Annotated in this window: 13 protein-coding genes; all 13 read right to left on the bottom strand. The window is 36.1% G+C overall.

What is annotated here, in order from left to right; translation table 11 throughout:
- Nucleotides 1-3: 3 nt before the first annotated feature.
- The 13 genes from SJY24_RS11680 to SJY24_RS11620 all read right to left on the bottom strand — a co-directional run bounded on the left by SJY24_RS11680 (nt 4) and on the right by SJY24_RS11620 (nt 15,372).
- Nucleotides 4-762 (bottom strand): lantibiotic immunity ABC transporter MutG family permease subunit, encoded by a 759-nt coding sequence (locus tag SJY24_RS11680; protein WP_377864715.1) that lies wholly within the window; start codon nt 760-762, stop codon nt 4-6.
- A gap of 1 nt (nt 763) precedes the next feature.
- The gene (locus SJY24_RS11675) at nt 764-1,516 is read right to left on the bottom strand and encodes a lantibiotic immunity ABC transporter MutE/EpiE family permease subunit (RefSeq protein ID WP_377864714.1); all 753 of its coding nucleotides are present in this window, start codon (nt 1,514-1,516) and stop codon (nt 764-766) included.
- Between the two features lie 3 nt (nt 1,517-1,519).
- Nucleotides 1,520-2,224 (bottom strand): lantibiotic protection ABC transporter ATP-binding protein, encoded by a 705-nt coding sequence (locus SJY24_RS11670; protein ID WP_377864713.1) that lies wholly within the window; start codon nt 2,222-2,224, stop codon nt 1,520-1,522.
- 256 nt (nt 2,225-2,480) lie between these two features.
- Nucleotides 2,481-4,424, bottom strand: coding sequence for a DNA mismatch repair endonuclease MutL (gene mutL, locus SJY24_RS11665; RefSeq protein ID WP_377864712.1), 1,944 nt, complete (start codon nt 4,422-4,424; stop codon nt 2,481-2,483).
- An 8-nt stretch (nt 4,425-4,432) separates the two neighbouring features.
- Nucleotides 4,433-7,105: a DNA mismatch repair protein MutS gene (gene mutS / locus SJY24_RS11660; RefSeq protein WP_377864711.1), complete on the bottom strand. Its 2,673-nt coding sequence runs from the start codon at nt 7,103-7,105 to the stop codon at nt 4,433-4,435.
- Nucleotides 7,106-7,286: 181 nt separating this feature from the next.
- Nucleotides 7,287-7,829, bottom strand: a complete 543-nt coding sequence (cotE, locus tag SJY24_RS11655; RefSeq protein ID WP_001288802.1) for an outer spore coat protein CotE — start codon at nt 7,827-7,829, stop codon at nt 7,287-7,289.
- Between the two features lie 125 nt (nt 7,830-7,954).
- Complete coding sequence (locus tag SJY24_RS11650) at nt 7,955-8,386, bottom strand: YlbF/YmcA family competence regulator (RefSeq protein ID WP_000649386.1); 432 nt, start codon at nt 8,384-8,386, stop codon at nt 7,955-7,957.
- 3 nt (nt 8,387-8,389) lie between these two features.
- Complete coding sequence (miaB, locus tag SJY24_RS11645; protein ID WP_377864710.1) at nt 8,390-9,919, bottom strand: tRNA (N6-isopentenyl adenosine(37)-C2)-methylthiotransferase MiaB; 1,530 nt, start codon at nt 9,917-9,919, stop codon at nt 8,390-8,392.
- 427 nt (nt 9,920-10,346) lie between these two features.
- Complete coding sequence (locus SJY24_RS11640) at nt 10,347-11,213, bottom strand: 2-oxoacid:ferredoxin oxidoreductase subunit beta (RefSeq protein ID WP_002088040.1); 867 nt, start codon at nt 11,211-11,213, stop codon at nt 10,347-10,349.
- Entirely contained in the window at nt 11,200-12,957 is a 1,758-nt protein-coding gene (locus tag SJY24_RS11635) for a 2-oxoacid:acceptor oxidoreductase subunit alpha (protein WP_377864709.1), read from the bottom strand. The genes SJY24_RS11640 and SJY24_RS11635 overlap by 14 nt, the downstream gene beginning before the upstream one ends.
- Before the next feature lie 227 nt (nt 12,958-13,184).
- Nucleotides 13,185-14,108 (bottom strand): dipeptidase, encoded by a 924-nt coding sequence (locus SJY24_RS11630; protein ID WP_377864708.1) that lies wholly within the window; start codon nt 14,106-14,108, stop codon nt 13,185-13,187.
- Nucleotides 14,109-14,167: 59 nt separating this feature from the next.
- A complete protein-coding gene (gene spoVS / locus SJY24_RS11625; RefSeq protein ID WP_000404341.1) occupies nt 14,168-14,428 on the bottom strand; it encodes a stage V sporulation protein SpoVS in 261 nt (86 codons plus the stop codon).
- 149 nt (nt 14,429-14,577) lie between these two features.
- Nucleotides 14,578-15,372: a TIGR00282 family metallophosphoesterase gene (locus SJY24_RS11620; RefSeq protein ID WP_001221088.1), complete on the bottom strand. Its 795-nt coding sequence runs from the start codon at nt 15,370-15,372 to the stop codon at nt 14,578-14,580.
- Between the last annotated feature and the right edge of the window lie 167 nt (nt 15,373-15,539).

Raw genomic sequence — 15,539 nt, 5'->3', positions numbered from 1 at the left:
TACTTACATTTCTTTGCGTCCTTCATAAAAGGAAAACCACATAAGGGAAATAACAAATGCAATGATCGTGAAACAAACGCAAATCACCGCTCCAATTTTTGCCTCTACTTGTAAGACATGAATAGAATCGGGACTCAATTTGTGTTCCAAAAAATAATTGCATAATCTCACACCCCACGCACATGGCGTGTATTTCCAAATCACATCTCCCATCCCTGTAAGCATTAAAGCTGCCAATAAACTTTCTATAATTCCAACCCCAATGGAAGCACCTTTACTAAAGCGAAAATTTAAAAACAGATGACATATATACATAAAGATTTGGCAACCAAAAAGAATGAAGGAAATTTCAACATACAAAGCAAATTGAAATTCATTTTGTCCTAACCAAAAATGAAACCCTGCCGCAAACCCAACGACTGCCAACATAGTTGAACAAAAGCCACATATTAAAAGTAAACATACTTTACTAATAAATGCTTTACGCCTTCCGTATTCCGTTGATAAAAGTTCTTTAAAATCCCCTGCAAAAGCCTCTTGTTCCACAACAGAAGAACACACAATGCTAATTAGCAACGGAAAAGATATTGATAATACTTGGATATATCCTGAAACCTTATTTATAGAATCAACTTGTGAAAAGGAATAATAACTTAAAAAAAGAGCAATACCGATGATTGGCATCGCTATATGTATCCAAAAAAAAATCGTATGTTTCATTTTTATAAAGTCCGCTCTTAATATTCTCGACAAGACTGTCATATTATTTTGCCTCCTGCTTTTCAAACCATTTTGCCGTCATATAAGTGAACAAAAGGAACAACACGACAGAAATTGCCACACCTGGCAGAATTGCATCGTAGGAAAGGAGTTCTTGTTTGAACGTTACACTTCCGGTTTCTGCATATAAACCATTTGGTAATATTTTTAAAATAGGAATCATAAGTCTACTTGGATATGTGTATGGACTAATCATCCAAATATTTTCTGTTGCTAATACAACCCCCAAAAGTCCATTTGCCCCTATATTCAATAGAAGTGTCGGAAATAGACCTATTTTACTACCTAAAAACAAGCATATCGGAATTTGCCACATAAAAGTAACGATTAAAAAAACACTTCCTAATAGCGCATTTACTGTAGGTATGATTCGGAAATTCTCCTTATTTAATAGTAAATTAGATAACTGGATTCCACAGAAAAAAAGTATGCATGAAAAGCTCAAAATCCCTAAAATTAATAATACTTTAGAAATCCACACTCGTTTTAATGAAACTGGTAACGATAAGATGGAACGATTATTCATTTTCTTATCTTTCTCCGCAAGAAGTACACAACTTAAAGAAATCATTCCTGGAAGCATCGTAACGTACCACCAGTTGTAACTAGATAATTGAAAATAATCCGCCGATAATAAAAAAGCAATTAGTATTGTAGCAAATGGAACTAGCCATATAAGTTTGTTCAAAAAAGTGTGTTTAATTTTAATTTTTTCAGATGCAATATATAAATTCATTTCTTATGCCTCCCTTCTATACTTTCCAGCCACTTGTACAAATAAATCTTCCAGGTCATCATCCTTATTCAGCTTCCCCTGATACCCCAATACACCGCCTGATATAATCCCAACATGATCTGCAATTTGACTTACTTCGCTTAAAATATGACTGGATAAAATGACAGTAATTCCTTTTGCAGGAAAGGAAAGGATTAGTTTTCTTAATTCCTGAATCCCAAAAGGATCTAGTCCATTCATCGGTTCATCTAATATTAAAAACTTCGGATGATTCAGCAATGCAATCGCAATTCCCAATCGTTGCTTCATCCCCATAGAAAATTCTCTCGCTTTTTTCCGATCTGTATTCTCTAGCTCCACAACATGCAACACTTCATCAATCCTTGATTTAGGCAAACCTAAAACAGTCGTACGAACCTGCAGATTTTCTCTTGCTGTTAAATTTTCATAAAGTGGAGGAGACTCAATTAAAGCACCAATAGAATGTAAATCGTGCCGCGTCCATTTATGACCATCAAAATAAATCTCACCAGAAGTAGGTATAAGCATGCCTGTTATCATTTTTAAAGTGGTTGATTTTCCCGCCCCATTAGGACCTAACAATCCATAGATTGCATATTTCGGTACCGAAAGCGAAATGTTTTGTACCACACTTTGCTTTCTAAATGTTTTGCAAAGATTTTTTGTTTCTAACATCATCTCAGTCATCCTAAACTTCCTCCTCGTATATTGTAATTCTAGAGTAAACGACAATTATAAGGATTCTATAAGGAAAATAAAAAAACATAGAGAGAAAGGGAATGTTTTTCAAATGCGATATGTATGAGACTATGTATTCACATAATTTTTCTATACTTGGTTACAAATAATGAATTTATTAAAGAACGAAAAACTTTTAAACTAAATGCAAATAAAAAAGAAGCGATTTATTTCATCGCTTCTTTTTTATAAAATCACAGTGTCCCTACATAACCCTCTTAAACATCTTCTCCAACTCATAAGTAGAATGATGCACAAGAATTGGTCTTCCGTGCGGGCATGTGTACGGGTTTGTTGTTGTACGTAGTTCTTCCAGTAAAGCAAATATTTGATCGTTTGTTAAATATTGATTTGCTTTAATGGATGCTTTACAGCTCATCATAATAGCTGCTTCTTCACGTAATTTTTTAATATCAACTTTTTTTAGTTTTACGACTTGCTCCATCATTTCATCAATAATTTCTGTTTCTTGACCTTTCGGGAACCACGTTGGATGCGAGCGGACGATAAAGGATTGATGGCCGAATTGCTCTAAAAATAGACCAACTTTTTTTAGTTCTTCTAACTGCTCTTCGACACGTAAAAATTCGGTAAGAGATAAATCGATACGGTACGGTACAAGTAGTTCTTGTACTTCTTGCGTAACTCGCCCTACTTTATCACGGAAGTATTCATAATTAATACGTTCCTGCGCTGCATGCTGATCAATCATATATAACCCATTATCATTTTGAGCGAAAATATATGTTCCGTGCATTTGTCCAATTGGATAAAGCGGTGGTAAGTCATTACCGTTCATTTCAATCTCTTCTATTTCCTGAACTTCTTCTTCCAATTCCTCTAATTCAAAATCGTCATCGTTGCTAGTCCATTCCTTTTCCTCCCGAACCGTTTTTTCTATTACCGGCTTAGAGGATGGCTGCCAGCTTTGCTCTTCTCTTACTAGTGACTGTGGTGGTTGCCATTCTTGCTTCGGCGGTTGCCAAAGTTGTGCTGGTTGTTTCACAGTCGTTGTTTCTTCTTGTTTTTCATCCATACCAGTCGGTAAAACGATGTTAGGCATAGATGATTCTCTCGGTTTTGTATGCTCAAACTTGAACTGTTCCTGCACACTTTCATCTTTTTCTTTTTTCTTCGTTGTTACACCAGCATCTGGAATGAGTTGTATTTTTTTGAATGCAGCTTGCAATGTTTCTTCGATAAGCTTTAGCAATTCTTGTTCTTTACTAAAACGAACTTCTAATTTCGCTGGATGTACGTTAACGTCAACAAGCATTGGGTCCATTTCAATCGATAAGAAGCCGATTGGGTATCGTCCAACTGGCAGTAATGTATGGTATCCTTGCTGAACTGCTTTCATTAATACGAAATTTCGAACGTAACGACCATTTACGATCGTTGACATATAATTACGAGACGCTCTCGTTACTTCTGGTAATGTTACATACCCTTTAATTGTGAAGTCTAAAGATTCGGCTTCAATTGGAATAAGCTTCTTCGCAACTTGAATGCTGTAAATCGATGCAAGTACTTGTCTTACATCACCGTTTCCTGACGTATGAAGCAATTTCTTTTCATTATGAAACAGTTTTAGCGATACTTCTGGATGAGACATTGCAATACGATACACGATATCTGTAATGTTCCCAAGCTCTGTATGAATCGTTTTCATATATTTAAGGCGCGCTGGTGTATTAAAGAATAAGTTTTGTACTGTAATATCTGTTCCTTTTCGGCTCGCCGTTTTCTCTTGTTTTATAATGTCTCCACCTTTAATAATAAGGTGTGTACCAGGCGCATCACCTGTGCTTGTGATTAATTCTAATTCACTTACAGAAGCAATACTCGGCAGGGCCTCTCCGCGGAAACCGAGCGTTCTTATACGAAACAAATCATTTTCATCTTTAATTTTGCTCGTTGCGTGGCGTTCAAATGCAACGATACAATCTTCTTCTGCAATGCCATCTCCATTATCAATGATGCGAATTTTCGATAACCCAGCTTCCTCTAAGTGGATTTCAATAGATGTACTATTCGCATCGATGGAATTTTCCACGAGTTCTTTTACAACTGAGGCAGGGCGCTCTACTACTTCCCCTGCCGCAATTAAGTTAGAGAGTTGATCATCGAGTTTGCGAATTTTCCCCATCTACTTACTCATCCTTTCTTTAACTTTTTTTGTAAACGATACAGTTCGTTCATCGCTTCTAAAGGCGTCATATCGAGTAAATCAATCTTTTTAATTTGTGCAAGTACTGCCGTTTCTTTTTGATCGAGCACAGGCTTGTCTTGTTTTTTCGAAGACTGTTCTCCTCCAAAGAAAGATAGTTGTGATTCTTCGTCTGTCTCTTCTTGCTTTTCTTGTATTTCTGCTTGTTCTTCTTTTACAACTACAGGTTCTGGAGCAACTTCTTGCACTTTCACTTCTGTGCGCTTTGGAATAACAATTTCTTCCTGTCCTTCTAGTTGTGCTAACACTTCTTTCGCGCGAGCGATTAAGCTATCTGGAAGCTCAGCAAGTTGCGCAACGTGAATTCCATAACTTTTATCCGCTGCTCCATCTTGAATTTTATGAAGGAAAACTACTTTTCCATTTTCTTCAATAGCTGAAACATGTACATTCTTTAGTTGGTCTAAACTTTCTTCTAACACTGTTAATTCATGATAATGTGTAGAGAATAATGTTTTCGCACCAATTTGGTCATGAATATGTTCAATGATTGCTTGTGCAAGTGCCATACCATCATACGTAGATGTACCGCGTCCAATTTCATCGAATAAAATTAAACTTCTTTCTGATGCATTTGCAATTGCATTTTTCGCTTCTAACATTTCAACCATAAATGTACTTTGACCTGAAATTAAATCATCCGCTGCACCAATTCTCGTAAAGATTTGATCGAAGACGGGTAATACTGCTTCTGTCGCTGGTACAAAGCAACCAATTTGTGACATAACAGTAACAAGTGCTAATTGTCTCATATACGTACTTTTACCAGACATGTTCGGTCCTGTAATTAAAAAGACATCCATCTTCTCCGGCATAATACAATCATTAGGTACATACAATTTCCCGTTCAATACTTTTTCAACGACAGGATGACGACCATCTTTAATAAAGATTTCGCGCTTAGTTGTTAAAACAGGTTTTACAAACTGCTCTTCTTCACTAACTGTCGCAAAACTTTGCAGTACATCTAACTCACTAATTACTTTCGCTAAATGCTGTAATTTCGGAATGAATACTTTAACTTCTTCGCGAAGTGCTGTAAATAAATCATATTCTAATTGTACAATTTTCTCTTCCGCTTCTAAGATTAATGTTTCTTTTTCTTTTAGTTCATCTGTTATGAAACGCTCTGCATTTGCAAGTGTTTGTTTTCGCTCATAGCGCCCTTCTGGAAGTGCTGCAAGATTCGCCTTCGTCACTTCAATGTAGTAGCCAAAAATACGGTTGTATCCAATTTTTAATGATTTAACCCCTGTAATATCACGCTCTCGTTTTTCAAGCTCAGCGATCCACGTTTTCCCGTTTTTACTAACGTAACGATATTGATCAAGCTTGTCATTATAACCGTCTTTAATAATATCTCCATCTTTAATAGAAAGCGGTGGGTTTTCTTGAATACTTCTTCCTAGCAATTCTGTTAAGCTCTCACATGGATCCGCACCTTGAATTAATCTAGCTGCATAAGCATTATCTAAAAGGCTAATCGCTTCTAAAATAGCTGGTACTTGAAGTAAAGAACGTCTTAACTGTAATAAGTCCCGTGCATTTACATTACCAAATGCAACTTTTCCTGCTAAACGCTCTAAATCATATACTTCTTTTAACTTTTCTTTTAAATCTTCACGTAAGAAGTAATCATTTACAAACGTTTCAACCATTTCTAAACGCTCTTCAACTTTTTCTTTCTGAATAAGTGGACGTTCCATCCACTGTTTTAACATACGACCACCCATAGCTGTTTTTGTTTTATCTAATAGCCATAATAATGATCCTGTTTTTTCTTTTGTTCGAAGTGTTTCTGTCAGTTCTAAATTTCGCTTTGAATGCACATCAATTTTCATAAACTGGTTCGTATAATAAATTTCCACTGGTTGCAAGTGATCTAACGAACGTTTTTGTGTTCTTATCACATAGTTAAATAAGCGTCCAATTGCTTTAATTAACTTTGCTTGTGAAACATTTTTCACAAGATGTTCTAACCCTTCCGGAATAGTTGTTGCATCTTCATACGAAATCGTCATTTTTAATGTTTCAGTTAATTTATTTAATTCATCTTTTGAAAATGTAGAATCTACAACAATTTCTTTTGAACCAGTTGCATACACTTCTAATAGAATATCTTCTACTGAACCTGTTAACAACGTCACTGTATTTTGTCCAGTCGTTAAGTCATTACAAGCTAGCGCATAAGATCCATCTTCGAAATGTGTTAATGCTGCTAAGAAGTTATTCTCTTTCTCGTCTATTGTACGCCCTTCCATCATTGTTCCTGGCGTAATTAGTTGTACGACTTCACGACGTACTACACCTTTAGCTGTTTTTGGATCTTCCACTTGCTCACAAACAGCTACTTTATATCCTTTTTCAACAAGTTGTTCAATATAATTTTTAGCTGCATGATGCGGTACACCGCACATCGGTATACGATCACTACTGCCACCATCTCGGCTCGTTAATGTAATTTCAAGTTCATGAGCTGCTTTAACCGCATCTTCAAAGAACATTTCATAAAAATCACCTAATCGGAAAAATAAAAAGGCATCTTGATAGTCTGCCTTAACCTTTAAATATTGCTGTATCATAGGGGTATATTGCGTCATACTTTTCCTCCATAATTCTTACATAGTAATCAATTTTCATATATGTCACACTTCACGGACATCCATATCTCCTATTTCAGGAGTCTTTCCTCATTATAGCACATTTCATAATGAATCATGTTCATTCAAGCATCACTTATGTAAAGTAAAAAGCTAGGAAGAACTTCTCCCTAGCTTTCTATTACTCTTCTTCTGCATCGACGATAAAGTTCGGATCTAATTCTTCAAACTCATCATCATCGACTTGAAAATCCTCGTCTGATTCTACGCAACCTTCAGGATTTACACTTACACAAATTTTCGTTTCCCCAACTACTTCTGTTACAAATTCACGTTCTACCGTCACAACAATTTTATTACCATTTGGCGATACAAGAGCTTCTAAACAATTTGGTGGCTGAATGACACGAGCAATAATTTCTAAATCATCACCAGAAAAGTTTTTATCACGATACCCAATGCTCACTTCATCAGTGTAGTTCACACGTTCTGTTACAACTTCTGTCTTTGTATTACCATCAAATGAATACCAAGTGTTCACATCATAGAAACCTTCAATTTCCACATGCTTTCCATTCTTTCTTGCTTCGTACGAGTGGTTAATTACCCAGCACCCTAAAATACTTGTTGGCTCATTATTCGATTCACATGTATGCGTTGACTTTGTATACTTACGTCCTTTTCCAACCACTGCTTTTGTAATAATCTCTCTAAATTCGGACATTCGTAACCCTCCTCAATCACTATTCACTTAATCATATGCGTGACAATAGCGGAATGTGTCATTCTTTTTTCGAGAAGAACTTACGTTTAACCCACTAAAAAAAGAGATGTCAATTCGACATCTCTTTAACAACCACAATTTCCTTTTTTACTTTCTACCGCTGCGCCCGTTTCACCCTTCAATACATCGCCATTAGTTGAAATTAATATTTCATCTGTTACGTTGTTAGAAATCGTACTTGCAACTAGCTGTAGTAAGTCATTTACATATGTTTGTGAAGATTTAAATTCTTGCACAACTGGGATACTATCCAACTTATCTTGCAATGCATCAATGTCAGCTTCTACTTTTTTCAAAGCTTCCCATTTCCCATAATGTTGTAAGTTTACTGCTTGTTTTTGCAAAGCTTTAATTTCATCAATTGCACGCTTTACATTTTCATTTTTATGAATTTGCGCCTCTGCTTTCTTAAAGAAATCAACTTCTTCTGTTTCAGAAATCATTTTTGCTAATTCTTTCGCTTGTTCAACAATTTCATCTTTCGAATATGCTTTCATCTATTATTCCACCTCAATCGGCTCTTCAACTAATTCCCCGTTAAGAGACCAAGTTTTTGCTTCCGTTACTTTTACTTTCACAAGCTGACCAATTAAAGATTTTGAAGCGACGAAGTTTACAAGTTTATTCGTACGAGTATAACCTGCGAGTACTTCTGGATTATTTTTACTTTCCCCATCAACTAACACTTCTACAATTTGATCTTTGTAACGATTATTCTTTTCAATTGCCAACGTATTTACTAGTGTATTTAAGCGTTGAAGACGTTCTTTTTTCACTTCCATCGGTACATTATCTTTCATTTTTGCAGCTGGTGTACCTTCGCGCGGAGAATAAATAAAGGTAAAGGCAGTATCAAATCCTACTTCACGATATAACGACATCGTTTCTTCAAATTGCTCATCTGTTTCATTTGGGAAACCAACGATAATATCAGTTGTGAATACTGCATTTGGAATTGCTTCTTTAATTTTTCTTACAAGTTCTAAATAATGCTCACGTGAATATTTACGCGCCATAATTTTTAACATCTCTGTGCTTCCAGATTGAACCGGTAAGTGAATATGTTCTACTAAGTTTCCAGCTTTTCCAAGCACTTCAATTAAGTGATCATCGAAATCACGTGGATGGCTCGTTGTAAAACGAATACGGGCAATATCGACTTTACGGAGTTCGTCCATTAAATCGCCAAGTCCATATTCAAAATCTTCAAAGTCTTTACCATATGCATTTACGTTCTGGCCAAGTAATGTAATTTCTTTATAACCATTCGCAGCTAAATGACGAATTTCTTGGATAATATCTTCAGGACGTCTGCTTCGCTCTTTTCCACGTGTATACGGCACGATACAATATGTACAGAACTTATCACAGCCATACATAATATTTACCCAAGCTTTAATATCACCACGGCGTACTTTCGGAAGGTTTTCAATTACATCCCCTTCTTTTGACCAAACTTCAACTACCGTCTCCTTCGAGAACATTGCATCTTTTAGAATATACGGCAATCTATGAATATTATGCGTTCCAAACACCATATCTACATGCTGGTTTTTTTGCATAATTTTATTTACAACAGATTCTTCTTGAGACATACAACCACATACACCAATTAAAAGGTCCGGATTTCTTCTTTTTAATGACTTTAAATGACCTAGTTCACCGAACACTTTATTTTCAGCATTTTCACGAATTGCACAAGTATTTAATAAAACTACATCTGCATCTTCAGTTGAAAAGGTTGGATCATATCCAAGTGCGGTGAAAATACCCGCCATTACTTCCGTATCATGCTCATTCATTTGACAACCATATGTACGAATATAGAACTTTCTTCCTGTACCAAAATTGCGAAATTCTTCAGGTAAGCCAAAATCCCGTTCAATTTTAACTTCTTCTTTCCCTCGTTTTTTCGCGTCTTTTAAGGAAGGTGGTTGGTATACACTTTCAAAGTATTTACTATAATCTTTCTCTTCTTTTTTCGTAGAGGAATTTGCTTGTTGACTTGCTAATCGTTGTTGCTCGTTCATCGGTAATCTCCTTTCACCCTTAACTATACACACTCTATAGTCCATTTTAATGCGCTTTGACTCACCTCAAAAATGGTTAGATAGCTTGAGAGATAACTTGTCCTTTGAAACTTGAGTAATCAATCTAATCATTCATAAGAATGAAGTCTTCCCCACACAAATAGACATTCCCTTTTCATACTTCTTTTTGTCCTATCCAAAAGCATATTGCTTTATCCCTATAAACATTACCATAGTATGAAGCGTTGCGCCAATTTTAACAAGAAAGAGGCTCTGTCTGATCTTACATTTCATAAGCAATGAACTCGCCATTTTCATACAACGATTTATATATTATTTTACCATTCTGAATTTTCTAAGTAAACAAGACTACCCAATATTTTTCTCATAAAAAAAGGTTGCCAAATGGCAACCTCCTTTTCTTACATTACATAAATTCAGCAACAAGCTCATCAAACATTTTCTGATCCATATTTAAATCAGCTTGCACTAAAGGCTTTTCACTATAGTCTTTTACAAGCTCTTGGTAAGAAGGCTGCTTTGTATTTTGATAAATTAAACCTGTTACTAACCCGTTCTTTTCCATTAATGTTTGCATAGCCATCATGCGGTTAGATGGATCATATCCTTCTACTGTACTTAGTTTCGTTAAATTCTCTTTAAACCAATCATACGTATTTACTTTATTGTAAGTAACACATGGACTAAATACATTAATTAATGAAAAGCCTTTATGGTTAATACCAGCTTCAATAATTTGCGTTAATTCTTTTAAATCACTTGAAAAGCTTTGCGCCACAAATGTCGCACCAGCTGTTAAAGCCATTTCCATAACATTTAGTGACGGTTCAATTGAACCTTGTGGTGTGCTCTTCGTTTTAAATCCAGCTTCACTACGCGGTGAAGTTTGACCTTTTGTTAATCCGTAAATTTGGTTATCCATTACGATGTACGTAATGTCAATGTTACGACGAATAGAATGGATTGTATGTCCCATACCAATCGCAAAACCATCACCGTCACCACCGGATGCAATAACTGTTAAATCACGATTTGCCATTTTCACACCTTGTGCAATCGGAAGAGCACGTCCGTGAATACTATGCAAACCATATGAATTAATATACCCTGAAATACGACCTGAACAGCCGATACCAGAAATAACAGCTAGCTCATCTGGATTTAAACCAACGTTAGCTGCCGCACGCTGAATCGCAGCCTGCACCGAGAAGTCTCCGCAACCTGGGCACCAGTTTGGTTTTACACTGTTACGAAAGTCCTTAAATGTTGCCATTTAATACAACCCCTTTTTTACATTCGTTGTAAATCTCTTTCGGCAAGAATGGATTTCCATCGTATTTTAAAAGACTAGAAATTTTCTCACCACTGCCAAGATTCATTTTCATAATGTTAGCAAGCTGACCAGTTGCATTGTTTTCTACTACTACAACACGCTTCGCTTTTCTCACAAGTGGATCGATTTCAGCTGTTGGGAACGGATGAATTAAACGTACATGGGCATGGTTTACTTTCATTCCTTCTTGTTCCAAACGCTGCATTGCCTCTTCGATCGCACCACGAGTTGAGTTAAAGCCAACTAACAATACGTCTGCGTCATCATGCTTAGCATTTTTGTAAATAGGGGTATTAAACTGCAAGTTCGCCATTTTACGGAAACGTTTGTCCATTTGATCTTTACGATTTAACGCTGATTCAGATGGTTTACCCGTTTCATCATGTTCTACACCTGTAACATGGTGAATACCATTTTTCATACCAGGTAAAACACGTGGTGAAATTCCATCTTCTGTTACTTCATAACGCTTAAAGTATGCTTTATTTTCACGTTCTGGTAATTCTACTTCTAAATCAAGCTTACCGCGACGAATTTCAACTTTATCTAACCTAAGTGGTTCTACTGTTTGCTTTCCTAAAGAAAGCTGTAGATCTGTTAAGAAGATAACAGGCACTTGATATTCTTCTGCTAAGTTAAACGCTTCTACAATATCATAGAAAGCTTCTTCAACTGTACTTGGCGCCATTACGATTTTTGGAATTTCACCATGCGTTCCGTAAATCATAGCCATTAAGTCAGACTGCTCTTGTTTTGTTGGTAAGCCCGTACTTGGGCCACCACGTTGTGTATCAATGATAACTAGCGGTGTTTCAGTAATACCTGCTAAACCTATTGCTTCCATCATTAAAGAAAGACCAGGACCAGCAGATGCTGTTAATGTACGAACACCAGCGTAGTTTGCACCGATTGCCATTGTACAAGCTGCGATTTCATCCTCAGTTTGGATTACTGTCCCGCCGACTTTCGGTAACTTTTTAATTAAGTATTCCATAATTTCAGATGCAGGTGTGATTGGATATGCAGACATAAAGCGAGCACCACCAGCTACCGCACCAAATGCGATTGCGTCGTTCCCAATCATAAACATGCGTTTCTTACCGTCAGCTTTTTCAAGCTGCATCATGTTTACTTTTTCACCAAGCAATTCTTTCATATATTGAGAGCCGCGTTTAATGGCTTCCATATTCTTTTGAACGACTTGCTCTCCTTTACGACCAAAGATTTCTTCAACAACCTCTAAATACGCTGTTTCGTCTAATCCTAATACCGCGCTAGATGCCCCAACAGCAACCATGTTTTTCATTAATGATGTGCCTAATTCTGAAGCAATTTCTGTAAACGGTATCACATATAGATTTACATCTGTGTTATCAGGTATTGTTGGATTAAATTTCGCATCCGCAACTACAATTCCGCCCGGACGTAGTTCGTGGAAGTTAAAATCAATTGTTTCTTGATCAAAAGCAATTAAAATATCTAAATCATCTGAGATCGCGCGTACTTCTGTTGTACTTACACGAATTTTATTATTTGTATGGCCGCCTTTAATACGTGATGAGAAGTGGCGGTAACCGTATAGGTAATATCCTAATCGGTTTAATGCAATACAGAAGATTTCCCCTGTACTTTCAATTCCTTCACCTTGTTGGCCTCCAACTTTCCATGAAAGTTGACTAATCATCTCCTACACCCCTTTTGGCTGCATTCATTGTAGTGTATTTTTTTACAGTATTAGTTTAGCATTTTTTATACAAATAAACTACAATGGACGCAAATTATGCCTCTTCTGATTTCCCTGAATCTTTAGTATAAAGCTATTTCGTTTACCATTCTAGTATTAGGTCTTAAAAAAATCAATAAATTCAAGTGAATTCATTTTAATTTTTCTGAATTTTTAAAACATAACATTTAGAACGTTACACAGTCAACAAAATTTTTATACAAAAATCGATCTACAGTCGATTCACTATACTTTTTGCACAGATGATTAATTATATTTTCATAATCCCTATATGCTTCTACACCTACAACAGTTTCTAAAATCCCATCAAAATCAGAACCGAATCCTATATTTTTTTCTCCACCTAATGAACAAACATATTCCACATGTCTTAATATATCTGCTATATTCGCTTGTCTTTCATTCGTTAAAAACTGCGGTACGAATGTAATACCAATAATGCTATTTTTCTTTATGAGGGCTCTTATTTGTTCATCGGTTAAATTGCGTGGATGCCCACAAAGTTGATAACAGTTTGAGTGAGATGCAATTGGGTTTTTAGCAATTTCAATAACATCCCAAAAGCTTCTTTCATTTAAATGCGACACATCGGTCCATAAATGTAACGTATTAAGTTCTTGTACAACTTGTCTACCAAATATAGTTAAACCTGCTCCACGTGCCTCTAGCGCTCCATCAGCTAACAGATTGGCATAGTTCCATGTCAATCCAAAGGAACGTACACCTAAGCGATAAAACAAACGTAATTTCATCGCTTCTTTTCCAATTGCTTCGCATCCTTCTAATGTTAATAATGCTCCAATCTCGTCCTGTTTTAGCATGTTAATATCGTTTTTTGTCTGAATAAACTTCATTCCTGGTAGCGATAGAATTTCATTATGAAAAATATCTATCATTTGCAGCGCAACTTCAAAACGCTTTTCATACGCTACTGTTTCTGGTACATATATAGCAAAGCATTGTATACTTCCTTTTCTTTTCTTTAATTGTTCAAATGTAATATGTAATTGTGAATCGTTTTGAAAGTCTTTTTTTCCCTTTGCACTCCATAACTGAAAGAGCACATCGCAATGAGCATCAAAAATTTTCATTTTCATTCCTCCATTACAAAAACAACCTGTTTGCATACATGCAAACAGGTTGTTTCAACTTAACGAGGTTCTACAATTAATTTTATCGCTGTACGCTCTTCACCATCGATCATAATATCTGTAAACGCTGGGATACAAATCAGATCCAAACCACTAGGCGCTACAAATCCTCTTGCAATTGCTACTGCCTTTACCGCTTGGTTCAATGCACCTGCACCAATAGCTTGAATTTCTGCTGTTCCGCGTTCGCGAATAACACCTGCAAGTGCACCAGCTACAGAATTAGGGACCGACGTTGCTTTAACTTTTAATATTTCCATTCCGCGTTTCCTCCTCGTTTTTATAAAAAGTAATAGCAATTATTTCACTTTAACTTATATTCACGAGGAATGGCACGTATTCCTGCTAAATTTCTGTAATTTTTCTAAAAAATTAAAATATAATGACTTCTTTAACTTTCCGTTAAAAATTACTCAAAAAACGGCTGATCATCATTAATTAAAATGCGTTCAATTTTCTTCGCTTTCCCTGTATTTGGATCCACATCGATTAAAACTGCACTTAATTGCGTTCTGCCATTTGTTACTTCAAAACGTACTGGTAAGTTCGTTAAAAACTTCTTCAATACCGCTTCGCGATCCATACCTAAAATACCATCATACGGTCCTGTCATACCAACATCTGTAATATAAGCTGTTCCGCTTGGTAAAATACGATTATCAGCTGTAGGAACGTGTGTATGTGTACCTACTACAGCTGTAGCACGACCATCTACGTACCAACCTAACGCCTGCTTCTCACTTGTTGTTTCAGCATGAAAATCAACAAAGATAATATTCGTACGTTTTTTTGCAATATTGATTAATTCATCCACTTTACGGAATGGACAATCAATTGGAGGAAGGAAAGTACGTCCTTGTAAGTTAATAACCGCAACTTCTGTTCCGTTACAGTTCACAAAGATAAGACCTTTTCCTGGCGTTCCTTCTGGGAAGTTAGCTGGTCTTGCAAGATATTTAGCATCATCAATAAATTCAAATACTTCACGATTATCCCAAGCATGGTTTCCAAGCGTAACTGCCTGTGCCCCGCACTCCAAAAAGTTTCGATATATTTTTTCCGTAATTCCACGTCCACCCGCAGCATTTTCTCCATTAATGATTGTTACTGTAGGTGTATATTTTTTCTTTAATGCCGGTACGTACTGTTGAATCATGTCTCTACCAGGAGATCCTACTACATCCCCAACAAATAATATTCTCATATGTCTTACCCTTTCTATGTACTGCATTTTTTATTTTCTTACTCTAACAAGCAATTTCCTTATAATATTAAAAATTTACCTATTATAAGTTTCTTTCACTTGCATACTTCTCATAAATAATTTTATTTTACCCAATTCCAACACAAAAAAATAAAGTGGTGTTTCAC

This window comes from Bacillus sp. R86525 (genome assembly GCF_042466195.1).
Taxonomy (GTDB): Bacteria; Bacillota; Bacilli; order Bacillales; family Bacillaceae_G; genus Bacillus_A; species Bacillus_A nitratireducens.
Note: the sequence above shows the minus strand (reverse complement) of the source record. Positions and strands in the feature narration are given on the sequence as shown.

What these genes read in the sequence shown, in the direction of transcription:
- SJY24_RS11680 (WP_377864715.1), bottom strand. Translation starts at nt 762, where the DNA reads ATGACAGTCTTGTCGAGAATATTAAGAGCGGACTTTATAAAAATGAAA.
- SJY24_RS11675 (WP_377864714.1), bottom strand. Translation starts at nt 1,516, where the DNA reads ATGAATTTATATATTGCATCTGAAAAAATTAAAATTAAACACACTTTT.
- SJY24_RS11670 (WP_377864713.1), bottom strand. Translation starts at nt 2,224, where the DNA reads ATGACTGAGATGATGTTAGAAACAAAAAATCTTTGCAAAACATTTAGA.
- mutL (WP_377864712.1), bottom strand. Translation starts at nt 4,424, where the DNA reads ATGGGGAAAATTCGCAAACTCGATGATCAACTCTCTAACTTAATTGCG.
- mutS (WP_377864711.1), bottom strand. Translation starts at nt 7,105, where the DNA reads ATGACGCAATATACCCCTATGATACAGCAATATTTAAAGGTTAAGGCA.
- cotE (WP_001288802.1), bottom strand. Translation starts at nt 7,829, where the DNA reads ATGTCCGAATTTAGAGAGATTATTACAAAAGCAGTGGTTGGAAAAGGA.
- SJY24_RS11650 (WP_000649386.1), bottom strand. Translation starts at nt 8,386, where the DNA reads ATGAAAGCATATTCGAAAGATGAAATTGTTGAACAAGCGAAAGAATTA.
- miaB (WP_377864710.1), bottom strand. Translation starts at nt 9,919, where the DNA reads ATGAACGAGCAACAACGATTAGCAAGTCAACAAGCAAATTCCTCTACG.
- SJY24_RS11640 (WP_002088040.1), bottom strand. Translation starts at nt 11,213, where the DNA reads ATGGCAACATTTAAGGACTTTCGTAACAGTGTAAAACCAAACTGGTGC.
- SJY24_RS11635 (WP_377864709.1), bottom strand. Translation starts at nt 12,957, where the DNA reads ATGATTAGTCAACTTTCATGGAAAGTTGGAGGCCAACAAGGTGAAGGA.
- SJY24_RS11630 (WP_377864708.1), bottom strand. Translation starts at nt 14,108, where the DNA reads ATGAAAATTTTTGATGCTCATTGCGATGTGCTCTTTCAGTTATGGAGT.
- spoVS (WP_000404341.1), bottom strand. Translation starts at nt 14,428, where the DNA reads ATGGAAATATTAAAAGTTAAAGCAACGTCGGTCCCTAATTCTGTAGCT.
- SJY24_RS11620 (WP_001221088.1), bottom strand. Translation starts at nt 15,372, where the DNA reads ATGAGAATATTATTTGTTGGGGATGTAGTAGGATCTCCTGGTAGAGAC.